General features: G+C 61.4%; 14 protein-coding genes. All 14 read left to right on the top strand.

Translation table 11 applies throughout. From position 1 onward, the window contains the following. The first annotated feature begins 131 nt into the window (after nt 1-131). The 14 genes from tsf to rnhB all read left to right on the top strand — a co-directional run bounded on the left by tsf (nt 132) and on the right by rnhB (nt 13,792). Nucleotides 132-995: a translation elongation factor Ts gene (tsf, locus tag ACF8EA_RS14695; protein WP_003252290.1), complete on the top strand. Its 864-nt coding sequence runs from the start codon at nt 132-134 to the stop codon at nt 993-995. 181 nt (nt 996-1,176) lie between these two features. Continuing rightward, the gene (gene pyrH / locus ACF8EA_RS14690) at nt 1,177-1,920 is read left to right on the top strand and encodes a UMP kinase (protein ID WP_003252294.1); all 744 of its coding nucleotides are present in this window, start codon (nt 1,177-1,179) and stop codon (nt 1,918-1,920) included. Further along, nucleotides 1,917-2,474: a ribosome recycling factor gene (gene frr / locus ACF8EA_RS14685; protein WP_003252296.1), complete on the top strand. Its 558-nt coding sequence runs from the start codon at nt 1,917-1,919 to the stop codon at nt 2,472-2,474. The genes pyrH and frr overlap by 4 nt, the downstream gene beginning before the upstream one ends. Before the next feature lie 15 nt (nt 2,475-2,489). Next, nucleotides 2,490-3,245 (top strand): polyprenyl diphosphate synthase, encoded by a 756-nt coding sequence (gene uppS, locus ACF8EA_RS14680; protein ID WP_021785913.1) that lies wholly within the window; start codon nt 2,490-2,492, stop codon nt 3,243-3,245. After that, nucleotides 3,245-4,060, top strand: a complete 816-nt coding sequence (locus ACF8EA_RS14675; RefSeq protein ID WP_021785912.1) for a phosphatidate cytidylyltransferase — start codon at nt 3,245-3,247, stop codon at nt 4,058-4,060. The genes uppS and ACF8EA_RS14675 overlap by 1 nt, the downstream gene beginning before the upstream one ends. Then, complete coding sequence (ispC, locus tag ACF8EA_RS14670) at nt 4,057-5,247, top strand: 1-deoxy-D-xylulose-5-phosphate reductoisomerase (protein WP_392522418.1); 1,191 nt, start codon at nt 4,057-4,059, stop codon at nt 5,245-5,247. The genes ACF8EA_RS14675 and ispC overlap by 4 nt, the downstream gene beginning before the upstream one ends. A gap of 72 nt (nt 5,248-5,319) precedes the next feature. Continuing rightward, a complete protein-coding gene (rseP, locus tag ACF8EA_RS14665; RefSeq protein WP_028698300.1) occupies nt 5,320-6,672 on the top strand; it encodes an RIP metalloprotease RseP in 1,353 nt (450 codons plus the stop codon). A gap of 72 nt (nt 6,673-6,744) precedes the next feature. Next, a complete protein-coding gene (bamA, locus tag ACF8EA_RS14660; RefSeq protein ID WP_021785909.1) occupies nt 6,745-9,105 on the top strand; it encodes an outer membrane protein assembly factor BamA in 2,361 nt (786 codons plus the stop codon). Between the two features lie 44 nt (nt 9,106-9,149). Continuing rightward, complete coding sequence (locus ACF8EA_RS14655; protein WP_003252311.1) at nt 9,150-9,653, top strand: OmpH family outer membrane protein; 504 nt, start codon at nt 9,150-9,152, stop codon at nt 9,651-9,653. A gap of 1 nt (nt 9,654) precedes the next feature. Further along, a complete protein-coding gene (gene lpxD / locus ACF8EA_RS14650; RefSeq protein WP_028698301.1) occupies nt 9,655-10,710 on the top strand; it encodes a UDP-3-O-(3-hydroxymyristoyl)glucosamine N-acyltransferase in 1,056 nt (351 codons plus the stop codon). A gap of 114 nt (nt 10,711-10,824) precedes the next feature. Continuing rightward, a complete protein-coding gene (gene fabZ, locus ACF8EA_RS14645; protein ID WP_003252314.1) occupies nt 10,825-11,265 on the top strand; it encodes a 3-hydroxyacyl-ACP dehydratase FabZ in 441 nt (146 codons plus the stop codon). After that, complete coding sequence (lpxA, locus tag ACF8EA_RS14640; RefSeq protein ID WP_021785907.1) at nt 11,262-12,038, top strand: acyl-ACP--UDP-N-acetylglucosamine O-acyltransferase; 777 nt, start codon at nt 11,262-11,264, stop codon at nt 12,036-12,038. Before fabZ ends, lpxA begins: the two co-directional genes overlap by 4 nt. A gap of 1 nt (nt 12,039) precedes the next feature. Further along, on the top strand, nt 12,040-13,167 hold the full coding sequence (lpxB, locus tag ACF8EA_RS14635) for a lipid-A-disaccharide synthase (protein ID WP_392522416.1): 1,128 nt from the start codon (nt 12,040-12,042) through the stop codon (nt 13,165-13,167). A gap of 1 nt (nt 13,168) precedes the next feature. After that, nucleotides 13,169-13,792, top strand: coding sequence for a ribonuclease HII (rnhB, locus tag ACF8EA_RS14630; RefSeq protein ID WP_101196204.1), 624 nt, complete (start codon nt 13,169-13,171; stop codon nt 13,790-13,792). Nucleotides 13,793-13,945 lie beyond the last annotated feature (153 nt).

The raw sequence follows: 13,945 nt of genomic DNA, 5'->3' as shown, positions 1-13,945 counted from the left end.
ACCTTGAAATCCTGCTGTCAGCATCGGCCCCGCATCATGGGCCTGCTGAAATCAAAACAGCGGATTTGCAGAATTGAACGCCCGTGATTGACGGGTGGAATGGTTGAAAAACTTTCCAAGAGGATTTTGAAATGGCAGCAATTACTGCAGCGCTGGTAAAAGAACTGCGCGAGCGTACCGGCGAAGGCATGATGGATTGCAAAAAGGCCCTGGAAAAGGCCGGCGGCGACATCGAGAAAGCCATTGACGACATGCGTGCCTCGGGCGCCATCAAGGCCGCCAAAAAGGCTGGCAACGTCGCTGCTGAAGGCGCTATCGCCGTCAAGACCGACGGTACATCTGCCGTCCTGCTGGAAGTGAACTCGCAGACCGACTTCCTGGCCCTGCAAGACGACTTCAAGAACTTCGTGGCCGAAAGCCTCGAAGAAGCCTTCGCCCAGAAGCTGACCGACGCCGCCCCGCTGATCGCCTCGCGCGAAGCTGCTCGTGAAGCCCTGGTTGCCAAGTGCGGCGAGAACGTCAACATCCGTCGCCTGGTGCGCGTTGAGGGTGACGTTGTCGGTGCCTACCTGCACGGCAACAAGATCGGCGCTGTCGTCGTTCTGAAAGGCGGTGACGTTGAGCTGGCGAAGAACATCGCCATGCACGTTGCAGCTTCGAACCCTGAGTTCCTGGATTCGTCGGAAATCTCCGCCGAGGCCATCGAGCGCGAGAAGAATGTCTTCCTGCAGCTGAACGCCGACAAGATCGCCGGCAAGCCGGAAAACATCGTTGAGAACATGATCAACGGCCGTATCACCAAGTTCAAGGCCGAAGCCTCGCTGAAAGAGCAAGCCTTCGTCATGAACCCGGAAGTCAAGGTTGGCGAGCTGGCCAAGAAAGCCGGTGCTGAAATCGTTTCCTTCACCTACTTCAAAGTAGGCGAAGGCATCGAGAAGCCAGTCGACGACTTCGCTGCTGAAGTTGCCGCTCAGGTAGCTGCTGCCAAGCAGTAAGACAGCCCCGTCTGTCGCCCCAAAGAGGCTGCCCGCTCACGCGCGCAGCCTCTTTGTCAAAACGGAGAGGGGTTTATACGACTCCCTCTTCGCTGGCACCGAAGCGGTGCCACGCTACAGTTAGCAGGCTGCAAACAGCCCGCACGAATTTTCTAAAAGTACGCCGCAGGAGAGACTCGCAATGGCTCAGCAGGTGAGTGGTCGCCAACCTCGCTATAAACGCATTTTGCTCAAACTTAGCGGCGAGGCCCTGATGGGCTCGGAAGACTTCGGGATCGACCCGAAAGTGCTGGATCGCATGGCGCTTGAAGTTGGCCAGCTGGTAGGGATCGGTGTTCAGGTCGGCCTGGTGATCGGTGGTGGCAACCTGTTCCGCGGCGCTGCGCTCAGCGCAGCCGGCATGGATCGCGTCACGGGTGACCACATGGGCATGCTGGCTACCGTGATGAACGGCCTGGCCATGCGCGATGCGCTGGAGCGCTCGAACATCCCGGCCCTGGTAATGTCGGCGATTTCCATGGTGGGTGTCACCGATCATTACGATCGTCGCAAAGCTATTCGTCACCTCAACTCCGGGGATGTGGTAATTTTCTCCGCCGGTACCGGCAACCCGTTCTTCACCACCGACTCCGCGGCCTGCCTGCGCGCCATCGAAATCGATGCTGACGTGGTGCTGAAGGCGACCAAGGTCGATGGCGTGTACACTGCCGATCCATTCAAGGACCCGCACGCCGAGAAATTCGATCACCTGACCTACGATGAGGTTCTGGATCGCAAGCTGGGTGTGATGGACCTGACCGCAATCTGCCTGTGCCGTGACCACAAGATGCCATTGCGGGTATTCAACATGAACAAGCCTGGCGCCCTGCTGAACATCGTGGTGGGTGGCGCTGAAGGTACACTGATCGAGGAAGGCCAAGCATGATCAACGACATCAAGAAAGACGCGCAGGAGCGCATGGGCAAGTCCATCGAAGCCCTGTCTCGCAACCTGGCTGCAATCCGCACCGGTCGCGCTCACCCAAGCATCCTGGACAGCGTCAAGGTTACCGCCTGGGGTAGCGAAATGCCGCTGAACCAGGTCGCCGCGATCACCGTCGAAGATGCCCGCACCCTGAAGATCGTCGCTCACGACAAGAACCTCAGCGCTGCCATCGAAAAGGCTATCCTCACCTCCGATCTGGGCCTTAACCCGTCCAGCGCCGGTACTACCATCCGTGTACCGATGCCGGCCCTGACCGAGGAAACCCGCAAGGGCTACACCAAGCAGGCCAGCGGTGTTGCCGAGGATGCCAAGGTGGCCGTGCGCAACGTGCGCCGCGACGCCCTGGCTGACCTGAAAAAACTGACCAAGGACAAGGAAATCAGCGAAGACGAAGAGCGTCGCGCCGCTGACGAGATCCAGAAGCTGACCGACAAGTTCGTTGCTGAAGTCGATGCCGCCTTCAAAGCCAAGGAAAAGGACCTGATGGCCGTCTAAGGCCGGGGTTTTTTAATGGAAAAGACCAAGCCAGCGGCGCCGTCCTCGGTGCCGCGTCATGTCGCGATCATCATGGATGGCAACAACCGCTGGGCGAAAAAACGCCTGCTGCCTGGCGTGGCCGGGCACAAGGCGGGTGTGGACGCCGTTCGCGCGGTCATCGAAGTCTGTGCCAAGGCCGGGGTCGAGGTGCTGACCCTGTTCGCCTTCTCCAGCGAGAACTGGCAGCGCCCTGCCGAAGAAGTCGGTGCGCTGATGGAGCTGTTCTTCTCGGCTCTGCGCCGTGAGGCCAAGCGCCTTGACGAGAACAATATCAGCCTGCGCATCATCGGCGACCGTTCGCGTTTCCATCCTGAGCTGCAGGCCGCCATGCGCGAGGCCGAGGCAGCCACCGCCGGCAACAACCGCTTCATTCTGCAGATAGCAGCCAACTACGGTGGCCAGTGGGACATCGCCCAGGCTGCCCAACGGTTGGCGCGGGAAGTGCAAGCTGGGCATCTGCGCCCGGAGGACATCACCCCGGGTCTGCTGCAGACCTGCCTGGCAACCGGCGAACTGCCGTTGCCGGATCTTTGCATTCGCACCGGTGGCGAGCACCGCATCAGCAATTTCCTGCTGTGGCAGCTGGCCTATGCCGAGTTGTACTTCTCCGACCTCTACTGGCCGGACTTCAAACACGAGGCCATGCGCAAAGCCCTGGCCGATTTCGCTTCGCGCCAGCGCCGCTTCGGTAAGACCAGCGAGCAGGTCGAGGCTGGAGCTCGTGCTTAATGCTTAAACAACGCATCATTACTGCGCTGATCTTGCTGCCGGTCGCGCTGGGCGGTTTCTTTCTGCTCAATGGCGGGGATTTCGCCCTGTTCATCGGCTTCGTGGTGGCCCTCGGCGCCTGGGAGTGGGCACGCCTTGCCGGGCTTATGGCCCAGCCGCTGCGCATCGCCTATGCGGTGGTGGTCGCCGGGGCGCTGATGCTGCTGCACATCCTTCCGGAGCTGGCGCCCTGGGTGCTGGGCGCTGCGGTGATCTGGTGGGGGCTGGCCACCTGGCTGGTGCTTACCTACCCGCGCAGCAGCGATCTGTGGGCCAGTGCTGCCTGTCGGCTGTTGATCGGTCTGCTGGTGCTGCTGCCGGCTTGGCAGGGGCTGGTGCTGCTCAAGCACTGGCCCTTGGGGAACTGGCTGATCCTGTCCGTCATGGTGCTGGTGTGGGCTGCCGACATCGGTGCGTACTTTTCTGGCCGGGCGTTCGGCAAGCGCAAGCTGGCCCCGCAGGTCAGCCCAGGCAAGAGCTGGGAAGGTGTGTATGGTGGGCTGGCGGTCAGCCTGTTGATTACCCTGGGTGTCGGCATCGGCCGCGACTGGGGCTTTGGTCAGATCCTGCTGGGCCTGCTGGGCGCTGCGTTGCTGGTGATGTCTTCGGTGGTCGGTGACCTGACCGAGAGCATGTTCAAGCGTCGCTCCGGCATCAAGGACAGCAGCAATCTGCTGCCTGGGCATGGTGGTGTGCTCGATCGCATCGACAGCCTGACTGCGGCAATCCCGATCTTCGCGGTGCTGCTGTGGGCTGCCGAATGGGGTGTGATGTGAGTCGCCCGCAACGTATTACCGTGCTCGGGGCCACCGGCTCCATCGGCCTGAGCACTCTGGATGTGATTGCGCGTCACCCTGACCGTTATCAAGCGTTTGCCCTCACTGGCTATTCGCGCATCGACGAGTTGTTGGCGCTATGTGTGCGTCATCGCCCGGCATTCGCTGTGGTGCCGAGCACCGAAGCAGCGGTGAGGTTGCGCGCAAGTCTGGCTGCAGCCGGTTGCTCCACCGAGGTGCTGGAAGGCGAGGCCGGGCTTTGCCAGGTGGCGTCGGCCGTTGAAGTGGACGCAGTGATGGCGGCCATTGTCGGTGCTGCCGGTCTGCGTCCCACGCTGGCGGCAGTCGAGGCAGGCAAGAAGGTGTTGCTGGCCAACAAGGAAGCACTTGTAATGTCGGGCGCGCTGTTCATGGAGGCGGTGCGGCAAAAGGGTGCCGTGCTGCTGCCGATCGACAGCGAACACAACGCTATCTTCCAGTGCATGCCTGGCGACTACGCCCGTGGCCTGAGTGCTGTCGGTGTGCGCCGGATCCTGCTTACCGCTTCTGGTGGGCCGTTCCGCGAGACGCCGGTCGAGGCGCTGCTGGACGTGACCCCGGAGCAAGCTTGTGCTCACCCTAACTGGTCCATGGGGCGCAAGATTTCCGTGGATTCGGCCAGCATGATGAACAAAGGCCTCGAGTTGATCGAGGCCTGCTGGTTGTTCGATGCCGCGCCGTCCAAGGTTGAGGTGGTGGTGCACCCGCAAAGCGTGATCCACTCACTGGTCGACTACGTGGACGGTTCGGTGCTCGCGCAACTGGGCAACCCGGACATGCGTACGCCGATCGCCAGCGCGTTGGCCTGGCCGGAACGGATCGATTCCGGGGTCGCCCCCCTGGACCTGTTCGCCATCGCCCGTCTGGATTTCCAGGCGCCCGACGAACAACGCTTCCCTTGCCTGCGCCTTGCGCGGCAGGCTGCCGAGGCAGGCAACAGCGCGCCTGCCGTGCTCAATGCAGCCAACGAAGTTGCCGTCGAGGCATTTCTTGAACGGCGCATCCGTTTCCCGGAGATCGCGGGTATGATCGAACAGGTACTCGACCAGGAACCCGTCGTGCCACTGCCTTCGCTGGATGCGGTATTTGCCGCCGATCAGCGTGCCCGGGAGCTTTCCCGTGAATGGCTGAGGCGTCACGGTCGCTGATGCAGGCCCGCCAAGGTTCGTGAGGGGGCTGGGCAGCAATGCCGGCCCGCTGAACATCATTCGGAGATGGACATGACAGCGCTCTACATGATTATCGGCACCCTCGTGGCTCTGGGTGTGCTGGTCACTTTCCACGAATTCGGTCACTTCTGGGTGGCGCGCCGCTGCGGCGTCAAGGTGCTGCGTTTTTCGGTCGGTTTCGGCACGCCGCTGCTGCGGTGGCATGACCGCTACGGCACCGAGTTCGTTGTTGCGGCCATTCCTCTGGGCGGCTACGTCAAGATGCTCGACGAGCGAGAGGGCGATGTGCCGCCAGCGCTGGCCGGGCAGTCGTTCAACCGCAAGTCGGTGCGCCAGCGTATAGCGATTGTCGCCGCAGGCCCGATTGCCAACTTTCTGCTGGCTATCCTGTTTTTCTGGGTGCTGGCGATGCTGGGTACCCAGCAAATCCGACCGGTTATCGGTGCGGTCGACAGTGGCAGCCTGGCAGCATCGGCCGGGCTGACCGCGGGTCAGGAAATCGTCTCTGTTGACGGCAAACCGACCAACGGATGGTCGGCGGTCAATCTGCAGCTGGTTCGTCGTCTGGGTGAGAGCGGTACCTTGCAGATTGGCGTGCGTGATGAGGGCGCCAGCAACGAGCGTCAGTTGCAGGTCAAGCTGGACAGCTGGCTCAAGGGCGCCGACGAGCCCGACCCGATTCAGTCCCTGGGGCTGCGCCCATGGCGCCCGGCGATCACGCCGGTGCTGGCCGAGATCGATCCGAAGGGGCCGGCTGCCGCTGCAGGCCTGAAAACCGGGGACAAGCTGCTGGCTCTGGATGGTGTGGCAGTGACCGAATGGCAGCAAGTTGTCGACAGCGTGCGTGCCCGCCCGGATGCCAGGGTAGTGGTGCGTGTGGAGCGCGATGGTGCAGCCCTGGAGTTGCCGGTGACCCTGGCCCGCAAGGGTGAGGGCAAGGCAGTGGGTGGCTATCTTGGCGCTGGCGTCAAGGGTGGCGAATGGCCTGCCAGCATGCTCCGCGAGATCAGCTACGGCCCGCTGGATGCGGTGGGTGAGAGCTTGTCGCGTACCTGGAACATGAGTGTCCTGACCCTTGAATCGCTGAAGAAAATGCTGTTCGGGGAGCTCTCGGTAAAAAACTTGAGTGGACCGATAACCATTGCTAAAGTGGCGGGCGCTTCAGCCCAGTCCGGCGTGGGGGATTTCCTGAATTTCCTGGCCTACCTGAGCATAAGCCTGGGGGTTCTTAACCTGCTGCCCATACCTGTGCTGGATGGGGGGCATTTGCTGTTTTACCTGGTCGAGTGGGCGCGCGGTCGTCCGCTGTCGGATCGGGTGCAAGGTTGGGGGGTTCAGATCGGTATCAGTTTGGTCATAGGGGTGATGTTGCTCGCCCTGATCAACGATCTGGGTCGACTATAAAGCTTCGCTCAATTGCGAACCTGTCGTTTGTGACGGCAGGTTGTTTATTGCCAGTTGGAATAAAAGGACTTCATGAAACGTCTGCTGCTAACTGCGGTCATGTCCGCACTGATGATCGCTGAAGTTCACGCCGAGTCCTTCACCATCTCCGATATTCGCGTCAACGGCCTGCAGCGGGTTTCCGCCGGCAGTGTGTTCGGTGCCTTGCCACTGAACGTTGGCGACCAGGCCGACGACCGTCGCCTGGTGGACTCGACTCGTTCCTTGTTCAAGACCGGGTTCTTCCAGGACATCCAGTTGAGCCGCGATGGCAATGTGCTGATCATCAACGTGGTCGAGCGCCCGTCGGTGTCGAGCATCGAGATTGAAGGCAACAAGGCGATCAGCACCGAAGACCTGATGAAGGGCCTGAAGCAATCGGGCCTGGCCGAAGGCGAAATCTTCCAGCGCGCCACCCTCGAAGGCGTGCGTAACGAGCTGCAGCGCCAATACGTGGCCCAGGGCCGCTACTCGGCCGAGGTCGACGCCGAAGTGGTGCCGCAGCCGCGCAACCGTGTGGCGCTGAAGATCAAGATCAACGAAGGCACCGTTGCTGCCATCCAGCACATCAACATCGTTGGTAACAACGTATTCGATGACGAGACCCTGGGGCAGTTGTTCGAACTGAAGACCACCAACTGGCTGTCGTTCTTCAAGAACGACGACAAGTACGCCCGTGAAAAGCTCTCCGGTGACCTGGAGCGCCTGCGCTCCTACTACCTGGACCGCGGCTACATCAACATGGACATTGCCTCCACCCAGGTGTCCATCACGCCGGACAAGAAGCACGTCTACATCACCGTCAACATCAACGAAGGCGAGAAATACACCGTTCGCGACGTGAAGCTGTCTGGTGATCTCAAGGTGCCGGAAGACCAGGTCAAGTCGCTGCTGCTGGTGCAACCGGGCCAGGTATTCTCGCGCAAGGTGATGACCACCACGTCCGAGCTGATCACCCGCCGTCTGGGTAACGAAGGCTATACCTTCGCCAACGTCAACGGCGTGCCACAGCCGAACGACCAGGACCACACCGTCGACATCATGTTCGTGGTCGACCCGGGCAAGCGTGCCTACGTCAACCGCATCAACTACCGCGGCAACACCAAGACCGAAGACGAAGTGCTGCGTCGCGAAATGCGCCAGATGGAAGGTGGCTGGGCTTCGACCTACCTGATCGATCAGTCCAAGACCCGTCTGGAGCGTCTGGGCTACTTCAAGGAAGTGAACGTCGAGACCCCGCAGGTGCCAGGCACCGACGACCAGGTCGACGTCAACTACAGCGTCGAAGAGCAGGCCTCTGGTTCGATCACCGCCAGCGTCGGTTTCGCCCAGAGCGCCGGCCTGATCCTCGGTGGTTCGATCAGCCAGAGCAACTTCCTCGGTACCGGTAACAAGGTATCCGTCGGTCTGACCCGTTCGGAGTACCAGACCCGCTACAACTTTGGCTTCGTTGATCCCTACTTCACTGCCGATGGCGTCAGCCTGGGTTATAACGCCTTCTACCGCAGCACCGATTACGACGACCTCGACGTCGACGTCGCCAGCTATGCGGTGGACAGCTACGGTGCCGGCGTCAGCCTGGGCTACCCGATCAGCGAGACTTCGCGCCTGACCTACGGCCTGAGCGTGCAGCAGGACAAGATCAAGACCGGCAAGTACACCGTTGACGAGATTTTCGACTTCCTCGAGCAGGAAGGTGACAATTTCCTGAACTTCAAGGCCTCGATCGGCTGGTCCGAGTCGACCCTGAACAAAGGCGTACTGGCCACCCGTGGTCACTCGCAAAGCCTGACCCTGGAGTCCACCATTCCGGGCAGCGACCTGTCGTTCTTCAAGCTTGACTACCGTGGCCAGCTGTTCAAACCGATCACCAACGACTACACCCTGCGCCTGCATACCGAGCTGGGCTATGGTGATGGTTACGGCAGCACCTCTGGCCTGCCGTTCTACGAGAATTATTTCGCGGGTGGTTTCAACTCTGTCCGTGGCTTCAAGGACAGCAGCCTGGGCCCACGCAGTACGCCTAGCCGCGGCGAGGCCAATGGCGGCAAGCCGGGCACTATCCGCGACCCGGATCAGGATCCGTTGCCGTTTGGTGGTAACGTGCTGGTGCAGGGCGGTGCCGAGCTGCTGTTCCCGCTGCCGTTCGTCAAGGACCAGCGTTCACTGCGCACCTCCGTGTTCTGGGACGTGGGTAACGTGTTCGACACCAATTGCGGCAACAAACCTGATTGCGAGAAGGTCGGGTTCTCGGGCATGGCCAGTTCGGTCGGCCTGGGCGTGACCTGGATTACCGCTCTGGGCCCGTTGAGCTTCAGTCTGGCAATGCCGGTCAAGAAGCCGGACGATGCCGATACCCAGGTGTTCCAATTCTCTCTGGGCCAGACCTTCTAAGGTCGGCCCCTGCTTAACGACAACGGTTTATCCAGGAGTGCATCGTGCGTAAATTGGCTCAACTGGCCGTAGTGGCCGCGGCGCTGGTCGCCACCCCGGCTTTCGCCGAAATGAAGGTTGCCGTCCTGAACTACCAGATGGCCCTGCTCGAGTCGGATGCCGCCAAGAAGTATGCGGTGGATGCCGAGAAAAAGTTCGGTCCGCAACTGACCAAGCTGAAAAGCCTGGAAAGCAGTGCCAAGGGCATCCAGGACCGCCTGATCAAGGGCGGCGACAAGATGCAGCAGCAGGAGCGTGAGCGCCTGGAGCTCGAGTTCAAGCAAAAGGCTCGCGACTTCCAGTTCCAGTCCAAGGAGCTGAACGAAGCCAAGGCCGTTGCTGATCGCGACATGCTCAAGCAGCTGAAGCCGAAGCTGGATGGCGCTGTCGAGGAAGTGATCAAGAAGGGCGGCTACGACCTGGTCCTCGAGCGTGGTGCGGTCATTGATGTCAAGCCTCAGTACGACATCACCCGCCAAGTCATCGAGCGCATGAACCAAGCCCGTTGATATGAGTGTGACCATGACGCTAGGCCAGCTGGCCGAGGCACTTGGAGCCACCCTCAAGGGGCCCGAGGCGCTGCAGATTACCGGGCTGGCCACCTTGCAGGAGGCTGGCCCCGGTCAGTTGAGCTTCCTCGCCAACCCGCAGTACCGCAAATTCCTGGACGACAGCCAGGCGGCTGCAGTGCTGCTGAAGGCTGCGGATGCCGAAGGCTTTGCCGGCAATGCACTGATCGTCGCCGATCCGTACCTGGCCTACGCACGCATTTCCCACCTGTTCGACCCCAAACCCAAGGCTGTGGCGGGTATTCATCCCAGCGCCGTGGTAGCTGAGGACGCGCAGGTGGATGCCAGTGCCAGCATCGGGCCGTTCGCGGTCATCGAAAGCGGTGCGCGCATCGCAGCCAATGTCAGCGTGGGTGCACACTGCGTGGTCGGCGCACGTTGCGTGATCGGCGAGGGCGGTTGGCTGGCACCGCGGGTCACGCTGTATCACGACGTAACCATCGGCAAGCGTGTGGTCATTCAGTCGGGTGCCGTGATCGGCGGCGAGGGCTTCGGCTTTGCCAACGAGAAGGGCATCTGGCGCAAGATTGCACAGATCGGCGGCGTCACCATTGGTGATGACGTTGAGATCGGTGTCAATACTGCTGTCGACCGTGGCGCGCTGTCCGACACCCGGATCGGCGACGGGGTCAAGCTGGATAACCAGATCCAGATCGCTCACAACGTTCAGATCGGTGATCACACTGCCATGGCCGCTTGCGTCGGAATCTCCGGCAGCACGCGCATCGGCAAGCACTGCATGCTGGCCGGTGGTGTGGGGCTGGTTGGGCACATCGATATTTGCGATAACGTTTTCGTTTCCGGAATGACCATGGTTACCCGTTCGATCACTGAACCGGGTTCCTATTCTTCCGGCACTGCCATGCAGCCGCTGGCTGACTGGCGCAAGAGCGCCGCGCGTATCCGCCACCTGGACGACATGGCCAAGCGTCTCCAGCAGCTGGAAAAACGCGTCGATACCGTGACCTCAGGTGGCCTGCCGACATCAGAAGGCTGATACCATTCCCTGAGCAAGAGTGAACAGTCGCTAGCTGGCTCCTCTTTGGATTGCAAAAGGAGCGTGTGGTCAGCACCTGCGCTCCCTATTCTTATTACAGGCTTCCCCACCGAAATGATGGACATCAACGAGATTCGCGAATACCTGCCTCACCGCTACCCGTTCCTGCTGGTAGACCGTGTGACGGATCTGGACTTCGAGGCCCAGAGCATTCGTGCCTACAAGAATGTCAGCATCAACGAGCCGTTTTTCAATGGCCACTTCCCGGCACACCCGATCATGCCGGGTGTCCTGATCATCGAAGCCATGGCCCAGGCGGCCGGCATCCTTGGTTTCAAGATGCTCGATGCCAAGCCGGCCGATGGCACCCTGTACTACTTTGTCGGTTCCGACAAACTGCGTTTCCGTCAGCCGGTGCTGCCGGGCGACCAGCTTGTGCTGGAAGCCAAGTTCCTCAGCCGTAAAAGCATGATCTGGAAGTTCGAGTGCCGCGCCCTGGTCGACGGCAAGCCGGTCTGCTCGGCAGAAATCACCTGCGCGGAACGATCCCTATGAATTCGATTGATCCTCGGGCCATTATCGATCCGTCGGCCAGGCTGGCCGACGGCGTCGAGGTCGGCCCTTGGTCGATCGTTGGCCCTGATGTAGAAATCGGGGAGGGCACCGTTATCGGCCCGCATGTTGTGCTCAAAGGGCCGACCCGCATCGGCAAGCACAATCGTATCTTCCAGTTTTCCTCGATTGGTGAAGACACCCCGGACCTGAAGTACAAGGGTGAGCCGACGCGCCTTGTAATCGGCGATCACAATGTGATTCGCGAAGGGGTTACCATCCACCGCGGTACTGTTCAGGACCGTGCGGAAACCACCGTGGGCGACCACAACCTGATCATGGCCTATGCCCACATTGGCCACGACAGTGTCATCGGCAACCACTGCATCCTGGTAAACAATACGGCGCTGGCAGGTCATGTGCATGTGGGTGACTGGGCGATCCTGTCCGGTTACACCCTGGTTCACCAGTATTGCCACATTGGCGCCCACGCGTTTTCCGGTATGGGCACGGCGATTGGCAAGGACGTTCCGGCCTTCGTTACCGTGTTCGGCAGCCCGGCCGAAGCCCGCAGCATGAACTTCGAGGGCATGCGCCGCCGCGGTTTCAGCGACGAGGTGATCCATGTGCTGCGTCGTTGCTACAAGATTGTCTACCGTCAGGGCCTGACCGTCGAAGACGCACTCAAGGAGCTGGCTGAACCTGCCGCGCAACACCCCGAGGTCGAGCTGTTCCGTCAGTCGATCCTGAGCTCCGCTCGCGGCATCACGCGCTGATATGGCCCAGCTTTGCGTAGCGCTGGTCGCCGGTGAGGCCAGTGGCGATATTCTTGGTTCAGGCTTGATGCGCGCCCTCAAGGCGCGTCATCCCGACGTACGTTTCATCGGGGTTGGCGGCCCCTTGATGGAAGCCGAAGGCCTGCAATCCTATTTCCCCATGGAACGTCTGGCCGTCATGGGGCTGGTCGAGGTGCTGGGGCGTCTGCGCGAGCTGCTCAAGCGCCGCAAGTTGCTGATCCAGACTCTGATCGAAGAAAAGCCTGACGTATTCATCGGCATCGACGCCCCTGACTTCACCCTCAATATCGAGCTGAAGCTGCGTCAGGCCGGGATCAAGACCGTGCACTATGTCAGCCCGTCAGTGTGGGCTTGGCGGCAGAAGCGCGTGCTGAAGATTCGCGAGGGCTGCGACCTGATGCTGACGCTGTTGCCGTTCGAGGCGCGGTTCTACGAAGAGCAGGGTGTGCCAGTGCGTTTTGTCGGCCACCCGCTGGCAGACACCATCCCGCTTGAAGCCGACCGCTCTGCCGCGCGTGCCACGCTGGGCCTGGGCGAGGGGCCGGTGGTGGCACTGATGCCGGGCAGCCGGGGCGGCGAAGTAGGGCGCCTGGGCGCGTTATTCCTCGACGCCGCCGAGCGCCTCTGTCAACAAGTGCCGGGTGTGCGCTTCGTGTTGCCCTGCGCCAACGCCACGCGGCGTGCCCAGATCGAGCAGATGCTGGAAGGGCGCCAACTGCCGCTGACCCTGCTTGATGGCCAGTCGCACCAAGCCCTCGCGGCTTGTGACGCGGTGCTGATCGCCTCGGGCACCGCCACCCTCGAGGCGCTGCTGTACAAGCGGCCGATGGTGGTGGCGTACCGCCTTGCGCCCTTGACCTACTGGATTCTCAAGCGTCTGGTGAAAAGCCCTTACGTGTCATTGCCGAACCTGCTGGCCCAGCGAGAGCTGGTGCCCGAGTTGCTTCAAGACGACGCTACCAGCGGAGCGCTGGCCAACACCTTGGCGCCGCTGGTGCGCGATGGAAGCCAGCAGACCGAACGTTTCGACGAAATTCACCGCACCCTGCGCCGTGACGCCTCCAATCAGGCGGCCGAGGCGGTACTGGCCCTGCTCAAGGACCGCTGACATGCAAATTGGACTGGACTTCAACCTGGTAGAAGACCTGGTCGCCGGCGTTGACGAAGTGGGCCGCGGCCCGCTGTGTGGCGCGGTGGTCACGGCGGCGGTGATTCTTGATCCTGCACGGCCGATTCTCGGTCTGAACGATTCGAAGAAACTCACCGAGGCCAAGCGTGAGGCGCTGTTCGACGAGATCTGCGAAAAGGCCTTGAGCTTCTGCATCGCCCGCGCCGAAGTCGAGGAAATCGACAGCCTGAACATCCTGCAGGCCACCATGCTGGCCATGCAGCGGGCAGTGGAGGGCTTGCACATTACGCCGAAGCTGGCATTGATCGATGGCAATCGCTGTCCGAAGCTGGCTGTGCCTGCAGCACCGGTGGTCAAGGGGGACAGCCAGGTGCCGGCCATTGCGGCGGCATCGATCCTGGCCAAGGTGACCCGTGACCGGGAGATGAGCGCCTTCGAACTGATCTACCCGGGGTATGGCATTGGCGGGCACAAGGGCTACCCGACCCCGGTGCATCTCGAGGCCTTGGCGCGCCTTGGGCCTACGCCCATTCATCGGCGATCCTTCGGCCCTGTGCGGGCGGCCTGGGAAGCGCGCGAAGGCGTCAGCGATTCCCTGATCTGACCTATTGAGGCCGCTTTGCGGCCCTTCGCGGGCACCCCCGCTCCCACAGGATTCATCGGTCTGAGCAGCGGTGCCGTACCTGTGGGTGCGGGCGTGCCTGCGAAGGGCTGCAAAGCAACCCCAAAAAAAGCCCCTAGTTAGGCTACAATCCCG

Origin of the sequence: Pseudomonas sp. YQ_5, assembly GCF_043103305.1 — a bacterium.
GTDB classification, from domain to species: Bacteria; Pseudomonadota; Gammaproteobacteria; order Pseudomonadales; family Pseudomonadaceae; genus Aquipseudomonas; species Aquipseudomonas putida_Y.
The sequence above is the reverse complement of the archived record's forward strand: the minus strand, read 5'-3'. Positions and strand labels throughout refer to the sequence as shown.